The sequence below is a fragment of the Paenibacillus sp. PL91 genome (assembly GCF_012935325.2).
Classification (GTDB): Bacteria; Bacillota; Bacilli; order Paenibacillales; family Paenibacillaceae; genus Pristimantibacillus.
Genome location: NZ_JABBYG020000004.1, coordinates 458,078 through 482,883, shown reverse-complemented (window position 1 = coordinate 482,883; position 24,806 = coordinate 458,078). Strand labels below are relative to the sequence as shown.

8 protein-coding genes are annotated in these 24,806 nt (G+C 49.0%); all 8 read right to left on the bottom strand.

Annotation, left to right across the window (positions count from 1 at the left end; translation table 11 throughout):
• Positions 1 to 92: 92 nt before the first annotated feature.
• On the bottom strand, positions 93 to 4,004 hold the full coding sequence (locus HI950_RS13090; RefSeq protein ID WP_169082321.1) for a glycosyl hydrolase family 95 catalytic domain-containing protein: 3,912 nt from the start codon (positions 4,002 to 4,004) through the stop codon (positions 93 to 95).
• A 109-nt stretch (positions 4,005 to 4,113) separates the two neighbouring features.
• A complete protein-coding gene (locus tag HI950_RS13085; RefSeq protein ID WP_169082322.1) occupies positions 4,114 to 9,003 on the bottom strand; it encodes a discoidin domain-containing protein in 4,890 nt (1,629 codons plus the stop codon).
• Positions 9,004 to 9,143: 140 nt separating this feature from the next.
• Positions 9,144 to 13,097 carry a family 20 glycosylhydrolase gene (locus tag HI950_RS13080; protein WP_169082323.1) on the bottom strand — a complete coding sequence of 1,318 codons (3,954 nt, stop codon included), beginning with the start codon at positions 13,095 to 13,097 and terminating at the stop codon, positions 9,144 to 9,146.
• Between the two features lie 98 nt (positions 13,098 to 13,195).
• On the bottom strand, positions 13,196 to 18,349 hold the full coding sequence (locus tag HI950_RS13075; RefSeq protein ID WP_169082324.1) for an endo-alpha-N-acetylgalactosaminidase family protein: 5,154 nt from the start codon (positions 18,347 to 18,349) through the stop codon (positions 13,196 to 13,198).
• 113 nt (positions 18,350 to 18,462) lie between these two features.
• Positions 18,463 to 19,476 (bottom strand): S-layer homology domain-containing protein, encoded by a 1,014-nt coding sequence (locus HI950_RS13070; RefSeq protein ID WP_169082325.1) that lies wholly within the window; start codon positions 19,474 to 19,476, stop codon positions 18,463 to 18,465.
• Positions 19,477 to 19,678: 202 nt separating this feature from the next.
• Positions 19,679 to 21,346 carry a response regulator transcription factor gene (locus HI950_RS13065; protein ID WP_169082326.1) on the bottom strand — a complete coding sequence of 556 codons (1,668 nt, stop codon included), beginning with the start codon at positions 21,344 to 21,346 and terminating at the stop codon, positions 19,679 to 19,681.
• 20 nt (positions 21,347 to 21,366) lie between these two features.
• A complete protein-coding gene (locus tag HI950_RS13060) occupies positions 21,367 to 22,725 on the bottom strand; it encodes an ABC transporter substrate-binding protein (protein WP_169082327.1) in 1,359 nt (452 codons plus the stop codon).
• A gap of 164 nt (positions 22,726 to 22,889) precedes the next feature.
• Positions 22,890 to 24,680, bottom strand: coding sequence for a sensor histidine kinase (locus tag HI950_RS13055; RefSeq protein WP_169082328.1), 1,791 nt, complete (start codon positions 24,678 to 24,680; stop codon positions 22,890 to 22,892).
• Positions 24,681 to 24,806: the final 126 nt, after the last annotated feature.

Sequence of the window (24,806 nt, the reverse complement as noted above, 5' to 3'; positions counted from 1 at the left end):
CCTCATATCGCATTTTGATAGTTCCGATCATTCAAACGGTAAAGCCTCCTTTATTTAACTCCCATGGCGCGCTATCCCCCACTGTGATAAAGCTATTCCAGCATCTTCCGTGCTACAGACGTCAGGTCCATAAGATCGATGCTGCCATCTCCATTAATATCCGCGTGCTTCACTTGCTCCCAATCCGGACTTGTGGAGGTTTTGCCGTAATGCTTAGCGATAATGCCAAGATCTCCGATGCTTACTTTACCGTCACCGTTGACATCTTCAGAATTGCCCTTCACTTCTGGCGTAATCGCGATTTCAAGTGCTGCCAGGCCCACGCTCGTCTCGCTTCCGAGGGCATCGCCTAGCTCAGCAGCCGTGATCGCCACGTTTCCTTTTGTCGCCACGGAAACTTCCTTTGCTTTAAAGCTAAGATCCAGCACTTTCGCATCGCCTGTTACCGCATTTCCCGGACCAGCGCTAGCGAGAATTAACCGGATTGTTCCAGGCGAGCTATGCTGCGTCTCCAGAAGTTGAACCCCATCCTTAACTGCAGCTGCCGATACGAACTCGAACCGCTCGGCATCATAGCTGAGCCGGATATCTTGCGCATATACGGACTGCGTTACGCTTTTGAGGCCAACGGCTACAGTGAACGCTTTTCCGCTGGCAATAGATGTTGGTCCAGATAAGTCGATTGTTGGCAACGCCTCTTCCTCGTCGTAAGGAAGATACTCAAATGCGTCAATCATGCCAATCGTATTGCTTGCTGCATTGTTTTTCGTTCCTTTCACCACTACTTTTATCGTATGTGTCCCTTTTGGCAGATCCTCCCGCTGAAAAAGAACCTGCTGCTTTAACGTGGCGGGGCCATAACCATCAATATCCTCAGCCGCTAATTCACCATCGATATAAACATCAATTCGTCCATGGTTCGCCTGCCGCGCGCTAATGAGCTTGATCGCAGTGCCTGCGAACGTAAATTCCGCATAGCTTCCGGCTGTGCTGCTAAAGGATTCCGTTCCTTTGTAGTCATTAGCATCGTTGTAAGGACCCCATGTTCCGGAGTAAACAACCGATGGGTCGCGATCATCTACCTTGATTGGCAAAATTGGCGGCTTCACATGCGATGTTATTTTATACTGCTCGCCAGCTTCCGTCCCAAATGTAAGGATGTCGCCATTCATGGTGTAGTTGACAGATTGGTTGTCTTCAGCACGAACGATGTCAAAGGAGCCCTGCTGAGCAAATTGCTTATACTTTACTTTTGCTTCGTTGCCTTGCTTGGATGTGATGACCGCTTCTTTCAGCACCGTGCCATTCCATTTCATATCCACCTCGAAGCCGCCTCTTGCCACTAAGCCCTTTACGCTTCCCGCTCCCCATGCAGCAGGCATAGCCGGCATGAGGTCAATCGTTCCCGTATGGCTTTGCAGCAGCATTTCCGCTATTCCCGAAGTCGCGCCAAAGTTTCCGTCGATTTGGAAAGGAGGATGCGTATCAAATAAATTTTGCAAGGTGCTGCCTTTCAATTGCTCCCCTAGCAGCTTGTGCGCACGATCTCCATCTAGCAGGCGCGCCCATAAATTGATTTTGTTCGCTTTGCTCCATCCTGTTCCGCCATCGCCGCGAGCATTCAACGTCACCTTTGCCGCTGCAAACAAATCTGGCGTATCCACTTTATTAATGAGCGTACCAGGATATAAGCCGATCAAATGCGAGATATGACGGTGCTGGTCGTTTGGATTGTCGATATCATTTTTCCATTCCTGCACCTGCCCCCAGCTTCCGACCTTCGGCAGCCACAGCTTGCTCCGCTTCGCGATCGTCTCTGAACGCAGCTCTTCATCTAAGCCAAGAATTTCGCTCGCTTCAATAAACTGCGTGAACAATCCCCATATCAGCTCTTGGTCATAGGACACGCCAATCGCCACATCGCCTTGCTCCGGGGAATAGGAAGGCGATGACACCAAGCTTCCATCCGAATCCTCTACCAAATACTTCAGCCAAAATTGCGTCGTTTCTTTAATAATGTCATATACTTTGCCTTCCAACAGGTTTACGTCACCGCTGAAGGCATACTGATCCCACGCCTGTTGAACCATAAAGGCGTTAGCAGCAGGCGACCAGCCCCAGTAAAAATCCGAGCCCGGAGCCGTATACCCGAATGGATTGTTAACGGTATGGATAGCCCAGCCCGCGCCTTCTATGCCATGCTGCCTTTGTGCCGTTACGCGGCCAGGCTCACGCAGCGAATCGATATAATCGATATATGGAATATCCGTTTCCGCCAGATTGACAACCTCAGACGGCCAATAGTTCATTTGCACATTAATATTCGTATGATAGTCGCTGTTCCAAGGGGGATTGTTCACTTGATTCCACACGCCCTGCAAATTTGCCGGTAGCGAGCCTTCCCGCGAAGAAGCTATAAGCAAATAGCGGCCATATTGGAAGAAAAGCGCCTCCAGACTTCTTTTCTCGCTCTCGGTTGCATTCGTCTTGTATTTGTTCAGCAGCTCATCGGTGGACATTTCAACTGTTCCTCCGCCCAAATCGAGCGAAACACGGTCGAACAGCTCTTTGTAATCCGCCAGATGGGACGAGCGCAGCTGGTCAAAGGTTTTGGCTGCAGCAGCATTCATATTCGCTTCAACCTTCGCCTTCGGCGTTACGCTGCTCTTATAGGTTGGAAAATCATTCGCATAATCGGTGGCAGCAGTTAACAAAATCGTGACCGCATTCACCTCTTTTACCGAAAGCTTCCCTCCGACGGCTGTTACCGTTCCGCCCTCGTTCTTCACTTTAAGCTGAGCTTCATAGCCCATCTTGTTGCTTGGGACAAAGCCCTTTAAAACTAACGCATCATTCCCTGATGCCGCAACGGAATGGGCAGGCTGCGCGCCCGTGACACGTACGTCAAAGCTGAATGGACGATTCCCTTCCGTCGTCAATCTCATGACCATCACCTTGTCGGGATAGCTCAGAAAATACTCCCGCTTATACTGCACGTCATTTTGTTTGTAGGACACCGTTGCGGTCGCATCCTTAATATCCAATGCACGGACGTAATCGGTTGCATTTTTAGGAGCCTCTTCCGCATCGCCCATCTGGAGCTCAGACAATTGCATTTGAGTCCCGCCCTTGCTTACAAGATCAAATTTGTAGTAGACATAGGCCTGACTATTGGCGAACGTATATGTTTTCTTCTGCTTGCGGCTTGCAAACTCTTCGTTTGTCCTCGTATCCAGAACTGTCCACTGCACCCCGTCATTCGAGCCTTTTAAGGTCCAGTCCTTCGGGTCGCGATTCGCTACATCGTTCGCTGATGTGAATGAGTAGCCGGCAATCACCTTCGCCTCGCTGTACTGCCACTGAATCCAGAATGGCGGCTGTCCGTCGCCGGAATACCATTTCGTATCGACAGACCCATCCGTAAGCTTCTCGATCCCTTCGCCGTAAGCCGGATTTGAAGAGCTTGCTGTTACGGTATAGGTCTCTTGCTTATTAAAATCCAGAAACACATCTCCAAATGCCTGATAAGCGCCAAAGGAAGAATCATTGGGTCCCATGATGCCGGTAATGCGGTTCACCAGCGCTTTTGCCTCATTAATTTTGCCTTCCTTAAGCAAAGTTCGAATCGTCTCGACATGCGTTTGCGCTCCGTCTTTTATCCCGTATTGATAATTCGGATCTGCACCGGGACCGCCGCTCCATAACGTCTTTTCATTAAATTGGATGCGCTCTTGATCCACCCCTCCGAAGACCATTCCACCCATATGGCCGTTGCCGATAGGCAGCGCCTGTGTCTCCCAGCTCGTCGCAGGCTGGCGATACCAAAGCGTTAGATCGTTTTCTGCCTGTGCCGCTTGTTCCGCCTGCCCTGCGGCATCTGCACTTACCCTCGATACTAAACCTGTCGATGACGGTACGATATAGCTCGCAATCATTGTATAAGCCATCAACACAGATAAGATAAGCGCTGTTTTGGACGCTAGTTTATTTGCACCCATATTCATCTTTTTTCAAATCCCCTCTCTGGGATTATTTTTGGAGCCCCGCCAATCCGCATTTAGGGAGAGGGGAAGAACTGCCTTAAGCAGATTTCTCCCCTCTGTCACCCTATTACTATAGCTCGATGATTTTTTTGGCAACTTCCGCTAGGTCGATGATGTCGATGATGCCATTTTTATCGAGGTCCATATGCTTGATTTGCGCCCAATCCGAGCTTTCCGTATTTTTGCCGTAATGAACGGCTGCCATGGCCAGATCGCCGATGCTGATTTTGCCGTCATGGTTGCTGTCGCCTGGGATTCCTGTCTGAGCCGGAATAACCTCCACGCTCATTGAAGAAGCATTCAGCTTCGTCTCCACGCCATTCCCATCGGCAACCGTAGCGCCAAATACCGCAATCTCTCCAGCTGCTGCTTTCGTAATGTCGTTTGCCTTGAAGCTAAGCTCCAGAACATCGGCATTACCAGTCAGTGCATGGTCTGGTCCCGTGCTTGCGACGATAAACCGCAGTTTGCCTGGTGATAACGTCATCGTTTCAATAAGCTCTACACCAGCAATTAACGACTTAGCCGATACAAACGTCATAACAGACGCATCGTAATTGATAAAAATATCCTGCGCGTAGCCGGGTTCAATGACGTTTTTCACTCCATAACGAATAGCAAATGCTTCTCCGCTCTGAACGCTGTTCTTGCCCGTCAACTGCGTTTGCGGTTCAGCCGGAGCTTGCTCGAAGCGGAATACCGAAATTTCCGCTACCGACGCAAAGTCTCCTACACCTTGAACGGCTTCCAGCTTCACATAGGCAGCCTCGACCGGTTTGAAATTAGCCTCCTTTAACAGGTTGTTTCTGAGCCAAGCACCGCTCGTTGCCAACGTATAAGTCAGGCCATCGACGCTCGTATACACGTTGTAGCCGGTAATCGTTCCATTGGCCGCATCCGGTCTCGGCAAATAACCAAGCTTGCTGATTTTGAACGTTCCGCCCAGATTCACAATGATCGACTGCGGCAGCGGATCAACGTTGAACCACTTCGTATGCCAGTGTGTATCCGGATTTCCATCAAGCGCATGACTCGGATCATTGGTGCCTGTCTGCGAGCTTGTTGCCGTAGCGCTCATTTGCCCTTGCGGAATTTCGATAAGATCCTTTTGTCCTGTGACGGTCACTTCACTTGCAGCTGTGAAGCCTCCGTCTACTGTCGTAACCGTAATGGTCGCCGTTCCCTGTCCTTTCGGCGTAACGAGCCCCTTGCTGTCTACAGCTGCGACGCCGGGATTGCTGCTTACCCAGGTTACCGATTTATTCGCTGTACCTTCCGGCTCCACCGTTGCAATAAGCGTAACCGGCTCATCCAATACACGAAGTGCAAGGGTTGCGTGATTGAGTGCAACGCCCGTTGGAGACTCTCCCGCGCTTAATGAAATGCCGAATAATTTGAATTCCGAGAAGCTGGCTTTCGTATCCGCATCCGGCAGACCGGTTACCGTTATTTTTGCGTATCTGCCTTGGCTGCCAAAGTTATCCTTCAATACCGCGCCAATCGTCGTGTTGCTAGAACGGTCAACGACCGTCACCCAATTCGTGCTTCCAGCCTCTCTTACTTCAATTTTGTATTTATACAGCTTATCGCTATGCTCAAAGGAAACCTCTGACGATTGAATCGAATACATGCCGCCCAAATCAACGGTCCATGAATGGTTTGCCATCGCATCGTTCGCTGACCATCTTGTATCCGGCTTTCCATCATTTCCTCCCGCTGCCGGGAACAATGGATCTTCGCTGTCGGCTGTTGCCGGCTTGCCCTCAGAGATGAGCACTAACTCCGGAGCCCCTTTCGGCGATTCGTATACATCCAGCTCTGAAGCGGATACGAACCCGCCAAGCGCAGCCACCGCTTCCAGCTTCACATACCGTGCCGATACAGCATCGAATGAAACGTATTTTTTCACATTGTTTCTGATCCATGTTCCGCTGGAAATGTTCGAGTAGGTCTGACCGTCTGAGCTGACATATAGGTTGTAGGATGTAATCGTTCCGTTGCCGGCGTCCTTGCGCGGAGCATACCGGAATTGACTGATCGAATAGGCTTTGCCAAGGTCGAGAATAATCGATTGCGGCAATTTATCCGATCCATCCCACTTCGTATGCCAGACGGAATTCGAATCTCCGTCGATGGCTTTAGCTGCTTCGCTGCCAGACTGAAAGCTGACGGCTGAAGCCTTCATCAGCTTTTTCTCAATTGGTGTCGGAGCAGGCTTCGACAGATCGCGGTACACATTGAGCTCCGCTGCAGAAGCGAAGCCCCCTATACCTTCAGTTGCTTCCAATTTGACGAAGAGCGCTTCAACCGTATCAAAGGTGTCCACCTTCTCCAGCTTGTCGGCATTCCATTGCCCGCTGCTCACCAAGGTGTAATTGTTGCCGTCCAAGCTAACCGATACGTTGTATTCGGTAATGATTCCGTTAGTGCCGCCGTATTGCCTTGGCAGATATTTAATCTTGTTCACAAATTGCTTGAACCCTAGGTTGAGCGTAATCGACTGCGGCAGCCCAGCGCTTCCGTTTAATGCTGTGCTCCAAATCGACTCAAAATTGCCGTCAAGCACGTTTGCTGCCGGAGCAGTTGCATCCGCATTCGTTGCTGTCGCAAGCATATCGTCCTGCGGGATTTTGCTTGGATCCGTATCCTGCTCGGGCAATTCAATGACAACCGGGTCAATCAGAGGAGTCGTATCCGCTGTGAAGCCGGACACCTTCAATTCAAATGCCTGATCAGTAGGCAGATCCATTGTTTTCACATAGAGAATGCCGCCTCTGTCCTGCGCATCGTAATACCAGCCGCTTGTTGAGGCATCCCATGCAGACTTCGTCGCAAGCTCCGAGGAGCTTTCCCCGCCAACCGCAACGGCAGACGGCTTATTCGGCATATGAATCATGAACTGATTCGTGCGTGAAGCGAGCTTGCCTTGATAATCACCTATGCTAGCGCCAACTTGAATGATGAGATCGCCGGTGCCTTGCTCAGGCGCCTTTGAAGTAATCATCGTTTTGGCAAACTTGCCGCTGCGATGCTCTTTGGTCACGCCGTCATCCTCATACATCTCGAAGCTTGACGTTCCGTAAGGATAAATATCATACGTTATCGGATTCGCCGGAACCTGCCCGTCATAGAGCGACTCCGGGTACATCGGAATGATCGCCCCGCCTTTTACGAGAAGCGGCAGACGATTAAGCGGCGCCTCGTATTCATCCAGCATTTTGGAGCCGTAATGCGCTTCTCCCGTCCAATAATCCGTCCATTTGCCTTTTGGCAAATAAATGCCGTTTCTGCTTGTGGTATCCGAGTATACTGGCGCTACCAGCAAGGAATCGCCGGACATAAATTGATATTGCGTGAGCAGTCCCTTCGTATTCGGATCGTTTGGATACTCATAGACCATTCCTCTAACCATCGGCGCCCCTGTTTCATAGGCTTCATTCAGATAGGTGTAGAAATAAGGAGTCAGCCGTTCTCTTAATTTCAAAATGTCCCGATTGTAGCTCGTATAAGGCTCGCCCCAAACCCAAGGCTGTTTGTCCTTCGCAGCCCAGCCGGACATACTCATCAGAATTGGTGTAAACGCCTTCCACTGCAAATCCCGCACATACGTCTTGGCGCTCCCGCCAAATATGCCGTCCACATCGCCTGTCGCATAAGGGATGCCAGATAGCCCGGCACCAATCAACGTCGGAATATGGAACCGGATATATTCCCAATCCCCCGACTGATCGCCTGACCATACGGCGGAATACCGCTGCGTTCCCGCCCAGCCTCCGACGGACCAGACATAACCCCGAGCATCCGAATTATTCTCAATGCCTTGGAACGCTTGCTTCGTTCCGTTTAAGGCGAAGTCATAGCCTGGCCCGACCCAAGCGACATCAAGCTTGGCGAGCCTCGTTCCATCCACGCCAACCTCTTGCGCAATATTGGCAACGCCATTTTGCGTCCATAGCCCAGTATGGAAGCCTAGCTTCTCCAGCTCATCCACGGTTTTGCCTAGATCGGTATAACCGCAGCCATAGCCGTCATTTGGCAAAATCCAAGCGCCCGGCATATCATGATCCCGATACGCTTTGGCAACCCTGTCTACGACGTCAATCGTCGTCCCGGGCGATCTGTTATAGCAATTCGCATCGCCAAAGCCCATGCCCCATCTCGGAATCAAGCTTGGTTTTCCCGTAAGATCGGTATAGCCGTTCAAGATGTCCTCCATCGTATCTCCGTAAAAATAATAGGCGTCAAAACGGTTTTCATTATGAGCCAAAGAAACGACATTATCGAAATCATAGACTCCCGTCTGGAACGTATGGCGCAGCACGCCATACCCTGCCGTACTCAAATAGAAAGGGGAGGGATTGGATACGGTGCCGCTGCCCCAGTTGCCGTATTTATTCGCAATATCGATTTTTTGACCGCGGTGGGAGAAAAAGCCGTTTTGCATCCCGCCGCCATAGAAATATTCATCATCGCCCCGAACGAGCTTCTGCGTTGTAGAGGTGCCGTTATAAGTTAATCCGTTTGCTTCCTCCCACACGAGCGTTGCGTTATCCTTCTTGTACATGGCGAACTTTAGCGGGTTCTTGTAAGCGCGGAGTACGAATTTGCTTGTCTCCATCTTGTAATAGGTGCCCTCATCGGACCACGCAACCGCAACAGCGCCAAAGTCTTCCTTGATGACAATTGGCTCAGCAGGCTCAGCAGCGGTTTTCCCTCTCAATTCGGTGAATTGGCCTCCGACGCCAAGCCATATTCGCACCATATCGTCTTTCAAAAAAATGACTTTAACCTTATCGCTGCCGGAGGTGAGCGTATACGTTTTCGCATCCGTCTGTTCGAAATCCGTGACGTTGCCTACGGCAGCAGCCATGACGGAGTGGGGATGAAACCATAAGAGCATTGCCGTCGCCATGAGCATAAAAGTTAATGCCAATCCCCATCGATATTTAACGATTTCCAAGTTAACTCCCCCAACCAACCAAATTTTGTGGAAATTCTTGATCGAACACCTTTAATTGAATGACAAGATGCATCATGTATGAGGCTGCTAGAGCCGTACAGCATGCACCTTGCCTAATCAATGATCGACTACCAATTTATTTACTCCAATATCTTCTTCGCGACAAATGCAAGATCATTAATGTCAACGATGCCGTCTTGGTTCACATCCGCTTTCTTATACTGCTCCCAATCCGAATCGGCCTCGGTTTTTCCATAGCTTGCTGCGACGATCGCTAGATCGCCAATGCTTGCTTTGTTATCACCGTTCAGATCCCCCGGATGCTCTGGGAGCGCATTCTCGAAGCTCATTTGAACGGAGGAAGCATCCGCCTTAACTTCTTCTCCGTCTTCATTGCCGAGCAAAGCCTCCGCAACCGTAATCGTGCCGCTCGATGGTTGATCTAATGTCTTCGCCGTAAAGGTAAGCTCAGCGATTGCAGCTTCCCCCGTTATTCCATGCTCTCCGCCTTGGCTAGCCAAGAGCAGTCGTACGGAGCCAGTGCCCTGCTTAGTCTCGAGTAGAGAAACACCGTCAATCAACGATTCAGCTGATACAAACGTCATCACGTTGGCGTCATACAGGATCGTAATATCCTGTGCATACACAGAGTCGGTTACATTTTTAAGACCGAAGCCAGCTTTAAAGCTCTTGCCGTAAACCACCTTGCTTGGTGCAGCAATGGTTGATGCTGGAGCCTTCGGACTCGCGGGCACAACCGTAACCTTACTGACAGCTGTAAACCCGCCAGATTCGGTCGTTACCGTAATATTTGCGCTGCCCGCTCCAATCGCCGTAACGATAGCTTTGCCTTCCATCCTTTCAACCTTAACCACATCTTCATTGCTGCTCGCCCATGTTATTTTTTTGTTCGTTGCGCTTCCCGGCAGCACAGTTGCAACCAACTCGGCCGTTTCGCCCGGCTGCAAACTAATCGTCGATTTATCCACTTTAACGCCCGTTACCGGCACTTCCGCAACAGTATTGTTGAACTGAAAATCGTCAAACACAGCAATCGTAGGGCCGAATACGCGTGCACCCATTTTGCCCTCATCAACTGGCAGGTTTGGCAATGCCCCTTCAAAATAAGTCGTTCCATTCACAACCAGTGTAATAAACGTCCCCTCGAACTTGACCTTCACGGTAGCGGTTTCCCCTTTACGCAGCATTGCCCCCGGCTCGGATGTCAGCGCACCATAGCTGTCCTGAGCGTTCACCCAATACCAGCCGCGCTGATCAAAGCCAACGGATGCCCATGACCCTTCATTCGCATAGCGGAAAATAGCACCTGTACGTATGACATCGCTTTGAGGTATCACCTTAAATTCCAGCTCGCCGTTTTTAATTGCCGGCGCCAATTGATCCACAAACACATTGCTGACGTTATTTGCGGTGAGCTTCAGCGCATGCTGGCCAGCCTGACCCGGAGCGTCAACGATGGACATGCTGCCTCCCCCGGCTCCAATGGCATGCGTCCATTCGAGCGGCGTATGATCTTCGAAATTTTGGCTATAGCGAATCGGCACCGGAACGGGAACCGGGTCATTCGGATTCGCCGGATAAACCTCGAATTCGTATAAGGAATAGCCGTATTGCCCTATGCGCTTCGTTCCCTGCATTCGCACATATTGCGCGCTTTCCGTTGGAAATTTAACGATTTCCACACCGCCGAGGCCTGCGCTTGTCGAATACACATCACGCCAGGAAAGCGCATCGTCCGAGACTTGAATTTTGTAGCCCTTGGCATTGGCATTCTCCCATTTCAGAATGACCTTGCCAATGTCGATGGACTGCCCCAAATCCACATAAATCCATTCATTGTCCGTATATTTCGATGACCAGCGCGAGGCGCTTGATTCAATCTCATCAAAAGCTAAATCCGGCTGAAAGGCGCTAACTTCTACGGAAGAAGCGGTTGCCGTTTTATGAGCCGCTGCATTGACCGTCCAAGGCGGCGAGCCTGCTGCCTCACCAATCTCCTTGCCCGAAAGCGCACGGTCATAAAGCTTGAATTCATCCAAGGCTCCTAAGAAGGAGTTGGTCTTGCTGCCAATGGAAGCCGCAGGCAGCAGCGTCGTCTCGGTTAAGGTGCTTTTGAGCTCCCCATCGATAAACAAGGAGGTGCCGAGCAAATCTCCGCGGAAAGCAACATGCACCCAGCGCCCTGTCGGAATGGCGGAGTTGAAGGTGAAATCAAAGCCCTCGCGCGAGAAGCCCGCGTTATCGCTCCCTTTTTGCTTCAGCTTAAGCATGCCGTACTCCGATTCCACAAAAATCGCTTCCTCCGATTGCGATTGGCCATCGAGCTTAACCCAAGCTGCTGCCGTCCAAGGAAAGCCTTTTACCGTCAAACCCGTCTCGATCTGATCTGTCTTGCCATCAAAAATGACCGCTTTGCCAGTCTTCCCTTCATTCGCCCACTCTGCTCCCTTAAGCGTACCGTTGTACGAATTGCCGGATTGATCCGTTGTCGTTACTGCGCTCCCTTCTTCAAAAGGATAGTGAACGACGGTTTCTCCAACGGAATCTACCTCATGCAGCAAATCGTTTCCAGGCCCAATGCCAAGCTGATCGCTCAGCTGCTTGAACTCGGCGAAGGTGGAATCGCTCGATTGCCCTCTCCACATTTTTTCCGCCATTACCGGCAAAGCGTGCTTCACCCGGTCATGGACATCTGCCGCGCTTACCTTTTTGCCAAGCTTATCGTTCCATACCGCGAACATGCCGCCTAACAAATTTGGCTCCCCGTTTTGCAAGCGGAGATTGTTCCCGAAGTAGGTAGGCTCCCAATTGTTATAGAGCCAATTCGCATCCAAGTAATCGCGGTAATAGCCTGCCTTTGGCACCATGTACAAGTAGCCGTCCAGCGTATTGATTACTTTATAGCCCTGTGCGACGGAGTCGGCCGGATTTTGCCAGCCATTGTTCCAAATGTGCGTAATAATGTCCTTGTCAACGGGCGTCGTTCCCGTGAATAGCGACAGGCTGCCCCACATCCTGGATACCTTCCCTTTGCTTTTTAAATACGCATTCATTTGATTGAGGTATTGCCTGTAATATTCGAAGGTCGTTCTGTCATTTCGGTCAAATTCATCGGCGCCAAAATGAATCTCTTCACTGTCGAACCACTGATCATCCAAATATTCGTCCATGACGTCTTTGACAAATTCGATCGTCTCCGTCCGTGTAATATCCAAATGGTCGACAGGCAAATTATCCTTGACGAGATCCGGTCTAACCTTCGTGAGCGCCAGCGCATGGCTGGGCGATTCGAATTCAGGGGTAATGTTGAGCCCGCGAACGCCTGCTAGATCTTGAAGCTCACGGAATTCCTGCTTCGTATAGTGCCCATCCTTAGCCGTCAGCTCTGGATATTTGGTGCTCTCCAAGCGGAAGGCAGAGTATTTATTCCAGTTCAGCCTGCTCGTATCGGAGAAAATTTCGTTATCGTTCAGATGAAGCTGGAAATCGTTCAGCTTGTAGTAGGACATCATTTTTGCGTATTCCTTAAGATCGCTCATCGGGAAAAACTTACGCGCTACGTCCAGCATAAAGCCGCGCTCTTGATATTTAGGAAAGTCTTTAGCGCTCCCTTTCACGATGCTCGACTTCAAAGAGTCCTGCTCCAAAATTTGCAGCGCTGTTCTCGTTCCGTAAAAAACGCCTTTCGTCGTATTGGCGCTTATTTTCACTTGATCGCCAACCTCAAACGTATAGCCTTCATCGCCAATCGTTTCATCTCTCGTGCTGTTTACCGCAAGAACAATGTCACCTGTCGAGTCTGGCTGATTATTGACAATCGAAATCGTTCTGCCTGTGATTTCTTTCAGATCGTCTTGGAACACTCCCCCCACCGCTGATAAATCCGTGGTCGCTAGCACGATGCGCGAGTGGTCTGTCAGTGTATAGGAGCCGCTTCCCCCCGTCCACGTCTGCAAGCTTGGAATGACCTTCGGTTTAGCATTGACGACCGCTTCCGCAGCCCCGACGGATTGAAGCGGTATGGAACAAAAAATCATACAGCTTATACCGAGAATACTGACCCATTTTTTCATTTAACCTTCACCCCAAACCATGATTTTGAGCATGCAGAAAGAAGGCTAGCGGCATAATGCTGTCTATCACATCATGCCGCTAGCCTAGTTGGTCAAATTTATTCCACGATTTTTCTTGCTACAAGAACAAGGTCTTCCAGATCAATCACGCCGTCTTTATTTATATCCGCTTTCTTCACTTGCTGCCAATCCGTACTGGTCGTTGTTTTGCCATAATGAGCTGCGATAATGGCCAAGTCGCCGATGCTCACTTTGCCGTCTCCCGTAACATCGCCAATGATGCCCGCATCCGCAATCTCGATGCTGATCGTAGAAGGAGCCGCAGTCAGCTCCACATTTCCATCGGAAATTTCTGCGCCAGTTACGGAAATCGTACCGCTCGTCTTCCCTGTCGCCTCCTTCGATCGGAAGGCCAGCTCCAGCACATCCGCATTGCCTGTTACGCCATGCGCTGTCCCTTCACTTGCAAGGAGGAAGCGAAGTACGCCTGGTGTTTCGTCCTGATCAGCGATGATGCTCACACCTGGGATCAACGACTTTGCTCCTACATATTCCATGAGGCTAGCGTCGTATTGAAGCTTAATATCCTGCGCATAAATGTTCTGTTCAATGTTGCGCAGACCAAGCTTCACAGCAAATTCCGTTTTCGGCGTAACCGTTGCCGGTCCAATCAGAATCGTCGCCGGCAGCAGCTCAACATCCGCTTTTTGCACAGTGACCTTGCTCGTTGCCGTAAATTTCCCGTCTACCGTCGTTACGATAATATCCGCTGTACCTGCTTTCAGCGCGGTCACCACTGTATGACCATTTTGCACAGCGACTGTAGCGACCGCATCGTTGCTGGTCGACCAGGTTACATTTTTGTTCGTCGCATTCTCAGGCAGCACCGTTGCCGTAAGCTCAGCCGTTTCTCCTTCTTTGAGCGTTACTTCCGCCTTGTCTAACTGAACGCCGGTAGCTCCGATAATTTCGGATGGGTCCTGCGCCTTGAACACATGAAGCTCCGCTGCCGAGGCAAAATTGCCAACACCCTCTGTCGCTTCAAGCTTCACGTGCGTTGCCGCTGCCTCCGCGAATCTTACCGACTTCACCTTCTCGTCGCGCGTCCAAGCACCGCTCGCAACCTGCGTGAAGTTAACGCCATCCGTACTAATGGACAGATTATAACGAGTAATGATGCCATTTACTGCGCCTGTTCTCGGCGTGTAATTAAATTGATTGATCGTGTAGCTTCCGCCAAGATCTAGCGTAATGGACTCTGGCAAATGCGCCGGGCTCCACTTCGTATGCCATAAGGTTGAAATGTCGCCGTCTAGCGCATTCTGCGGATCGTCGCCCGGCTGGAAGCTGGATGCGCTCGCTGTCATTTGCGATTGCGGGATAAGCGTATTCGCGTCATAGACATGGATCAATACAGCTGCGCTTATTTGGCTTCCATCCGTTGATGCTGCCGTAATCGTAGCCGAACCCATGCCATGCGCAGTCACTTTGCCCGTTTGATCCACGGAGACAATCTCAGTATCGCTTGAGCTCCATTGCAAAGTTCTATTGAAGGCGATAGCAGGTTTTACTTGCGCGATCATTTGCGCGGATTCACCTTTATTCAATTCCAATTCTTGCTTGTTAAGCGTCACACTCGTAACGAGAACGCCTTCAACCGGTACGATTGGTCCTTCATCGTCAACGCGGATGTTATCGACCACGAGCGTTCCTGTTAATTCCTTTTGGTTATTTGTTTTGTTTTTTATAATGGCCAAATATGCGTTTTGGGCGCCTTCTGTAGCAAAAGTAAGATCAAGCGTATTTTTTCCTTCCGCTAGATTCTGAGAAACGAGATCGCGCACGACACCGTTCTCATTAACGCGTACAGCAACGGTGTACATATCCAGCTCATCGGAATTGTAATCCATCGTCAAATGGTACATATGATCCTGCTTCATCCGGAGCGTGTGCGGCAGCGTCCGCAGCCATTCTCCCGTTCCTTCTTCATTCGTTTTGAGCGACCATTTGCCATCCAGCACATAGCTCTGAATTTGGCTGCCGCCTTTTTCAACTAAATGAGTACGAACCGGGCCTGTTTTGGAATAAACAAATGGCCCCCAGCCCTCATCGACATTCTCGAAGTCCTCGTACAGGATGGAGTTTCCTGCATCGGTTTTGGTTGGGTTTTCCCATATTCTCACGTCGTCAAGCACTACGGTCCCGCTGCCTTTCTCGACTTTCAAAGACAGAGCCGCGGAGTCGCTCCATGCATCAAACGATACTTTGATCCGTTGGAATTTGGCGCCTGAATATTTATGCTGCTGCGACAAATAGCCGTGCTCGGTATCCTCCAAATAATTGACTGCCTCGGAGTCTCCTTGCTTCACGCCGATTTGCATTTTTCGTTTTCCGTCCTCCTTCACCCATACGGAAGCGGAATACGTTTTGCCAACCTCAAGTCCAGTGATCGTCTGCTCAATCGTCGCGTCTTCCGGTCCGCTCACCTGCAGCTGATCCTCCGCATTGTTGTTTTTGACAATTTGGATATGATCGGTATTCGCTGCTGTCGAGGATTTGCTCCAGCTATTGAAGCTTTGGCTGTCGAAGCTCGGATCTTTGACCAACCCGCCATCGCCCCACTGCATATCCTTGTTTGCCGGAGCCGCCTTTTTGTAAAGGACATAACCGATGCCCTTCTCAGCTGTTAGCGTCACCTCGCCGTTTGCCACTTGTACATTGCCTACCAGCTCATGTCCAAGATCCGTCAGCTTATACAGCTGAGCGTTTTGCACATCGCTCCATGAAGCCGGAACCTTCCAAGTCGTAGCTCCGCCAGCCGGATTCCAGTGATAGATTTTTTCTTCCGTTTCCGGGCTCCATGGAATGAAGACCGTACTATTGCTGATGCTGCTGCTGTCCGTCATGATCGCAATGTCGTTGCCATCCTTGCTCAAATGTATTTTTCCGTCTTGAAGGCGCTCTACGACCACATTGCTTTCAAATTCAACGCGGTTTTCCGTCATTTTCGTAATCGGGAAATACTGCATATATTTGGTTGGCAAATTGTGATTAAAGAATGCTGCTGTTGTATCCTTGTAGCTGTTAAAGGCAGAATTGCTTTGCCAATAGCCGACGCCAACCTGCTTATTGCCCTTGAGCAATGGCGTCGTTAAAAATCCATCCAGCACGTGATTGCGCACGAAACGGATAATTTGGCTGCTGTTGCCTTGATTCGGATAACCGGGGTCCGTCCCCCAGTGTACCCATGCAGCCTGCTGATGAAGCGGTCCGGCAAATTCCGTTCCGAGCATCCAGCCGTTGCCGTTAATATAATCGGAAAGCTTCTTCGCATTGTAATCAGCGCCTGAATAGACATCTACATACACAAAGGATAGATTGTCCCCGGTATCGCTTTTGAGCATTTCAAGGCGGCGCTTCAACTCGCCGGATTCCACATCCTTTGTTTTGTTGACATAGTAAGCCTGATCGAGCCAGCCCCAGCCCTTGCTTAATGGCTGCGTCATATTTTCCATCTTCGTTTCGTAAGCATCGAGCATATACTCGGTCGCATTGATATGAACGCCGCCAAGAATATTGTATTTTTTGCCTTCGCTCAGCACGTAATTAAAATCGTCGATACCGCCCTGGCGTATGCCGATATGGCCGCCATAATCCGGATGCGAATCATCATGGCCCTCGGCTTGATAGCCTTTGAACAAAATCATTTGTCCAAATCCATCCGTCAAATTCGAAATTTTCTTCGCGTTATCGAATGCGCGCAAGAAAGGAGTCGAGGTCGTCGAGCCGATGTTCATGCTCACATAAGAGAGATTGTCGCGAATCTTCTCGCTGCCAAACGGCACCTCCGCATGCTGGCGATAAGCGATCGCGCCATCCTGCCAATCGACGAGGCCGTCACCGTTCGCATCCGGCGTTAGAATAACCTTCGCCCAAGGCAATGGCTCGGGATCAAGCACATCGCTGCCGCGGTATACGAAGGCTCCGCCTGAGAGGGCTGCCTTCTTCGTCCCAAGCAGCGTATCCGTTGCTACCTTCACGCGAACCTTATCGTTATCATTGAGGACGCTCGTGATCATCGTAGCCGCTAATTGGTCGGAATTGAGAAACGCATATGTGCGTCCGCCGCTAACATCGGTTGCCCCCGCTTTAAGGTCTTTGTATTCCTCATTGATTTCATTCCATCCGCCCGTTACCCAAGCAGCCGTTTCTTGCGCTTTGGCCTGCGTTCCGAGCACGGATACAAGGTCATGGCTCGGCCATTCGATCGTTTTGACCTTCACTGTGCCCTTTTCCTCTAAGCTAACAACGTTAAAATTAAGCACATTATCAGATAATTCCATCGCCACCTTCAGATCCACGTTAATCTCTGGAATTTGAAGCGTGTATACAGCCGTTTCACCCTTGTCTCCTGCTGCCGCGCTCTTGGCATAGGCAGTTGCCGTAGGGTAATAGGACTTGTTATTAATTTTCAATTCATTAAAGCCGTTTAATTGGCCTTTCATTTCCGCGCCGCTGCTGTTCCATACATAATTTTTCACCCGCGGGAATTCCTTGTCGATTTCGACGGTCATCTGCTCGGAAGCGAGCGTATCAATGACGGTAATCGGCTTCGGATCAGGAGTTGTAACCTTCGCCTCCGTCACCTTCAGATCGTCGATCGTAATCGTCTTATTGGCAAACCAGCTGCGAAGTCCAATTTTACCGGCTCCCGTAGGCACGCTCGGCAAGCTTGTGCTTAGAACGCTGGCTCCGTCAATAAACAATTCCACGCTGTCCTTCACATAACGCAGCTTAAACGTATACTGCTTGCCTGCTGCAAAGGTTGGACTCGTGGAAGCAATATTGCCGTAGGTTTCTACGCCGCCTTTCACAGAATCCCAGCCCCAGCTGCTCGTATCGTATTGGATAACATTGTAATTGCTGCTGTCCACATAACGATAGACCAGCCCAAACCTCGTTGGCGCCTCGTTAAACTTCAGCTTGACTTCATATTCGCCATCTGCGTATTGCGGCGAATCCTGATCGTAGACGATGACGGCTCCTTGCGTAACCGCTTTGACAGCCCCATTATCCGCAGTAAACGCTGTATTCCCTTTGCCTGCTGTCCAACCGGCTATGCTGCCGTCATTGTAATCCTTCAAGTAAACATCAGTTGTCTCAGCTGCGAGTACAGCGGCAGGTGGCATGCAAAGCTGAATGCCAAGCAGCACGGCCAAAAGAACGCTAAACGGTTTGGTGCTTCTTTTCACTTCGATCTCCCTCTCTTTGCTTAATGAAAACCAGACGAAGCTAAGCTGTTCTATGTATCTTTTTGTGCATCCCCCCTAACGTTACCGCCCGAATGACGATACAAAATGTATCATCAAGAGCCTGCCAATAAACGCTTAATGACGACAGCCGACTCCGCTCTTGTTGTCTGCTTTTTAGGCGCGAAGGCGCTTGCCGTTCTTCCTTTCAACAATCCAGAAGCAATGGCGAACCCAGCCGATTTTTTGGCCCATTCGCTAATTTCGCCTTCATCTTTAAAGCCTTTCAAGCTGCCTGCTTTAAGGCTGTCTACTTTAACCCCGGCAGCGTAAGCCTTCGCCCTCATCAGCATGACGCTCATTTCCTCTCGCGTAATGCTTTTATCAGGCGCAAAGGTTTGGCTTGTAATGCCGTTGATAATACCTGCGGCATAAGCGCTTTTTACCGTATCCTCATACCATGAGCCTGCCTTCACATCAGCAAACGGGTTTTTCCCGCTGCCCGCCTTCAGCTCAAGCGCTCTCGCAATCAAGGCTGCGAACTGCGCTCTGGTTACATGGTTGTTTGGAGCAAACCGATCGTTATCGATTCCTTCCACGATGTTTTTATCGACCATTTGCATAATGTCGTCTTTAGCCCAGTGGCCGGCGATATCGCTGAAAATTTTAGTGAAATCGATGGACTCCTTAAGCGTAAAGGCTTGATCCTTCAGGTCGTGATCTATGATTTTCATCGAAGTCCAGTTCACCTTGGCGGTTCCTGCCTTTTTTGCTTTGAACGTAATCGTGCTGATCTCCATATTTCCCGCTTCGCCCTTCACATTTCCGATCTTCGTATGGGCAAAAGTAATCTCGTTGTTTTTAATGATGGGAGAGACGGAAAATCCTTTGAAGCTTGATTCAGCTTTTACAACCTCCAATTGTTCCGGATCAAACTTGAATTTAGCTTCATACGCGTACAAATCCTTCATGTTTTCTCCGCTAAGCGTGATCGTAAACTGTGCATGGGCAGATTCCTTGACCGACGAACGCATCACAAAATCAGATGCCTTCTCCGCACCGGCAGCCGTCATCAGCAGCATGGAACCAATCGTACAGATTAACGTGTTCAACAGTATTTTGCGATACAAATTGTATCCCTCCCCTTGGTTTTATTGACCCCTTTATCATACAGACCGTGGAAACGGATACAAATGATCTATTTTGAAGTAAAGTTGATTATTTTTGCATTAACGTCTTATTTTGCTCCTGCTTGGTATCCACTGTAAGCCTGAAAAAAACAAAAGAGCCTCCCTAACCACTTAACGTGATCAGGAGGCACTTTAGGTGCTGCTACATATAAGAGGAGATGACAAAACGTTTATCTTTCTCCTTGCGATAGGCAACTGGGCTAAGTCCGGTTACTTTCTTGAAAATTCGGCTGAAATGCTCAGGGTTGACGTACCCTACTTTTTCCGCGACATCATATATTTTCAAGCCGTTTTCTAAGCCCTCCTTCGCTTTCTCAATTCTCAAATTCGTCAAATAAGAAATGAAGTTAATACCTGTCTCTTTCGCAAACTGCTTGCTTAAATAGCTCTCGCTGACGCCGACCATCTCGCTAATATTGGATAGATGAATATCCTCGTCAAAATGATTCTCAAGTATCGACTTCGCTTTCGCAACCACCGGGCTCAGCCAGCTAGCTGTGCATCGTGATTTGGGATGCAATTTGTCATGCAGCTTCTCTAGAAACAGCTCTACCCATTGTATGGTCTCATCCCATGTCTCCAAATTGCGCACATGCTCCATCGGATGGGGAAACTGCTCATGAAACTTTTCCCAGGATACGCCATTTTGGTGCATCAGCGATCCCACCTCCCATATCAGGTCACTAAGCGCTGACTTGATATCATCAGGCGAAGAGGGAAACCGCTCAACCAGCCGCTCTAAACCATGCTGCATCCGCTGCTTCCAGAGCGTATGGTCCGCCTCCTTTAACGCTTGCAGCAGCTCTGGCTTAAATGATGCCCACTCTTCCTTCCAATCGTCCTCTTCAATTCGATACGGCCGCTCCGCCTCTGGATATAATAATCGGTCATAACCGTGATAGTAGCTAAGAATGGATAGCCGTTCCGCTTGTTTAAACAACCGGTTCCATTGCATGACGCCGCTTGCGACATCGCTGATTCCGATCGATAGATTAAGATTCAAAAACTGGCGCAGCCTTATTTTCACATCGGTTAATACGCTTTGGGTCAGCCTTCGTATAGCTAGCGTGCTGCACTGCTCGGGAAACGTAAAAAATAAAGTGTAATGGCGATCATCATGGCGGCAAACGCGGCATACCCCTTCATTCCGGTCTGTATTGGTCACAGTCCGTATCGTCTGCAGCACCATGCGATGAACATGCTCGAAGGGGATGATCTCCGATAATCGGATAAGCGCTACCTCTTGATTTTTCTCTCCCAAATGATTGCGGACAAATGCCAATCCTTGCCTTAGCTCATCATCCTGCTCATAATCCGATAGATTTGAAGCATGCGATAAGGAAAGCCGGTGAAGGATTGCGCACACCATTTCCTCTTCATCCTGAGCGGGAGATATTGTTGCTGCGGTGCTTTGCCGCCGGTTTAATTCCGCTACCGTCTTGTGCAGCACAGGCGCGATATACGCCTCGTCCAATTTCGCTTTGAGCATATAATCGAAGGCGCCAAGAACAAACGAATCCCTCACATAACTGTAATCACCGTACGCGCTGAGCATAATGACCAGAGGCTCCCGGGATAGTGAAGCGTCACGAAGCGCTTTCAGCAGCTCCACTCCGTTCATCCTCGGCATTTGAATATCGGCTAAAATGATGTCGATATCCTGACGTTCCCGCAGCAGCGTCAACGCCTCTTCCCCATCCCCGGCCTCCCCGGCAATTTCGATATCCGTTGAAGTTAATGAAATATATTCCCGCAGTGCCAATCTAGCTAAAGGTTCGTCGTCAATAATGAAAGCTTGGTATTTCGCCATCATATTTCCCCCTTTTGATATCACCTGTCAAAATATAATGGAAAATGGATATTGTTGCTTTCGACGTATTCAATCGCCTTACTCCAATTTTCATTCAATTTACTCAGAATATCAGCTACGGATGCGCCTGCGAAAATTTGTTGCGCCATCTTCTTCTCGTCATATTGCGCAGCGTTTTTCAGCTTCACAAATTGCTCATCCAGCCCTTGATACATAAACGGATTAAAAGGATGCCGGTTATTCACCTTATTAAAGAAGGGCAGATGTGCTGTCACATCATTTAAGGTGGAAGAGTTCTGTGAATAGTTAATATATTCTTGATAAACCTCTCGGCTGAACATCCACTCCAGAAATGCAATCGTCTCTTCCGTGTTTTTGGAATTTTTGTTGATGGCCATATATTGATCAGGCATGGTAACAGCTTTCAGCTTCTCTTTTGTCGTTGCTCTCCAAGGCAAGGCGAAGGCATCGATATCCGCATCCGAACTCACCTTCGACATATGATCGGTATAATACCATTGCCCAAGAGCAATCATTGCTGCTTTGCCCGTTTGAAACAATTGTGTCGCCTGATCGAACCCGATGGCGAGCGCGTCTTCCCCTGCAAGCTTGTTCTCCGATATGATTCTCAGCATATTCGCTGCTTTCTCGAAGCCTGAGCCGGCTCCGAACGGCCTTTTAAGCTTCGCGAGATTAGCCAAATAGTGCTCATCCTCCGTCAATATAGGAGGGCCAAATTCGATAAACGGATAAAAGGTCCAGTCGTCCTTCCCTCCGATCGCAATCGGTATATATTTGCCATGTGATTTGATTTTCTCCAGCACAGCCATAAACTCGTCATAGGTTTGCGGCACCTCTACGCCAACCTCTTTGAAAATACTAGGGTGATAATAGACGTATTCCGAGAAAGACACCAGCGGCAGACCGAATATATGCCCATCCAGCTTGGCCGGGTACTTGTTTCTGCCCGTCGCATTCAATTCATCCAGCGATAGGAGAGAATCTTTATAAATCGTGAGATGGCCTGATTTCAAATAGAACAAGTCCGGCAAATCATTTGCCGCCAAACGCACCTTTAAATATTGACCGCTGTTATCCGGAATCGTCTCTACCTCGACCGTTACATTGGACTTTATAACCGAGTATTCCTTTACTTTTTCCGTCCAAAACGCGATATCCGTCTTGGATTCCCAAATTCCTAATTTAATTTTGACTGGCTGATTTTTATTGGAGGCAATCTTTGATTGTGAATCATGTGCACCAAATGAATTAACCTTATTATTGATTTCGATTTTGTTATAGCCGATGTAACCGGCAAGCAGGCTTATAAAAATAATGCTAATGACTAAGGCGGAACCTACTCCTTTTCTCAATTTCATTCATTTATCTCCCTATAATGCTCGGAATATGATTAGACTTGTTGGCGCTTTCAGCAATATAAATGTCATCTTACACGTTAAAGAGACAAAGCGATATGACCTTTTTGGTTCAGACATGATCTTTTATGCATCGTTTTCCACTCATCCACCGGCATAACACTTGCTTACTTTTTCAAAGGAATGTCGGCCATTTCCTCCTCATCAGGTTCAGCAATCAACGGCAGCCGTATTCTCACCTTCGTGCCATGGGGGTAGTTGGGCTCGTATTGCAAACCGTAACGATCGCCATAATGCAGTTGAATTCTTCTGTGCACATTTCGGTTCCCCATCCCGCTGAAAGCATAACTAGGCGCTTTATCAGGAGCTTGAAGCATCAACTCATCCGGCATGCCCGCTCCGTTATCCGCGATCGTAATGAGCAAATCGTCTTCTGCCGCATGAATGGCAACTTCGATTTTTCCCGGGTAATCGATTTCTTTCAAGCCATGAATAATGCTGTTCTCCAAAATAGGCTGCAGCAGCAGCTTGAGCAAATAATGGCGGGAAATTTTGCTGTCGATATTCCATTCCGTCTGAATCGGCCTGCCGAAACGAATCTCCATAATATATAAATAATGCTTCAAGTGGTCGACTTCTTCCTCTATCGTTGTCAGCAGCCCGCCGCGATTAAAGGAAGAGGCGAGCAAACGGGTTAACGCATGCGTCATGTTGCGAATATTGTCTGCTTTGCTGATTAATGCCATATACTTGATCGAATTTAACGTATTGATTAGAAAATGAGGGTTGATTTGCGACTGAAGAGCGGCAAATTCGGCTTTTCGCTTCTCGATCTCCTGCTGCTCATGCTGATCAATTAACTCCTTAACCTGTTCCGTCATCAAATTAAAGGAATGGCCAAGCCGCACCATTTCCAAGCTTCCTGATCCGGTATATCTTGCATTTAAGTCACCGCCGGTAACGCGGACCATTTGACGGAGCAGTGCGCTGATCGGCTCCGTGACATTGGATACGAGATAGAAGGAAACGAGCACAAACGCCAAAATGATCAAAATCGCAAGAAACCATACAAACGAATTGACGCTCCTGTAATTTTCGAGCAAATCCTTGTAAGGAAGCATTTGCACAATATACCAATTCGAATTATCCACTCGAGCATACGTTATTAATTTGCGGTTGCCCTCCGTATCATCGACGAAAGAGCCCTTCTCCTCATGGCCGATTTCCGTTTTCCAGTTGCCAGGAATCAAGCTGCCTCTATCCACAATCGTATTTGATGCGATAATCTCGCCTTTCTCGCTTACGATGTGCAGAACCGATTCAGAGTTGTCGCGGGATTGCAAAATACGATCGAAAGCGCCGCTCTCAAACGTAAACAAAATCATCTCTAATTTAGAAAGAGGATTGGGGTCGCTCGGAGAAAGCGCAGCAGCCATAATATACGGATTATAATTGCCATACAGCATATTCGGAAGCATGCCTAAAAAACGGACGATGTTGGGCGTGCTTGTCGTATCGTGATACCATTGCTGCTGACGGATCGTCGACTCTTCGCTCATCATATTTTTTAAATAGGAGTACGATTTGCCGTTATCAAAAAAGAAGTTGACCGAAAGGACTCGGCCAGATACGGACGCCGTATACTTTTCGATCAATATTTTCAGCTTATTGCTGGCTAGCTGCTTCTCAATGCCTTCCTTGTGGTGGACGTCAAAAACGGTTAATATGACATCCTGATCCACCCCGATTGAAGCAAATAGACCCGCCATCCGGTTAATTTCCTGACTTACGGAATAGGCTACCGCTTGCGAGGTCTGCAATGACCGTCCCGTATTTTGCTGAAGAATATCCCGCTCATAAATGTTTAATATGACCGCGCAAATCAAGATGACCGGTACGATGACGACTAAAATGAAAAAAAGTCTAAGTATCGTGGACATGCGTAAATTTTTTTGCATATGGACCCCTTCAACTAAATTTTCAGAGCTTGACTCGCGACTAGCCATTGCAGCATTTGGAAGCCTTTCCTTTCAATTCGACAATCTGCGATAAATCCCCTCTCACGTTGTCTCTGTTAGCTTTAT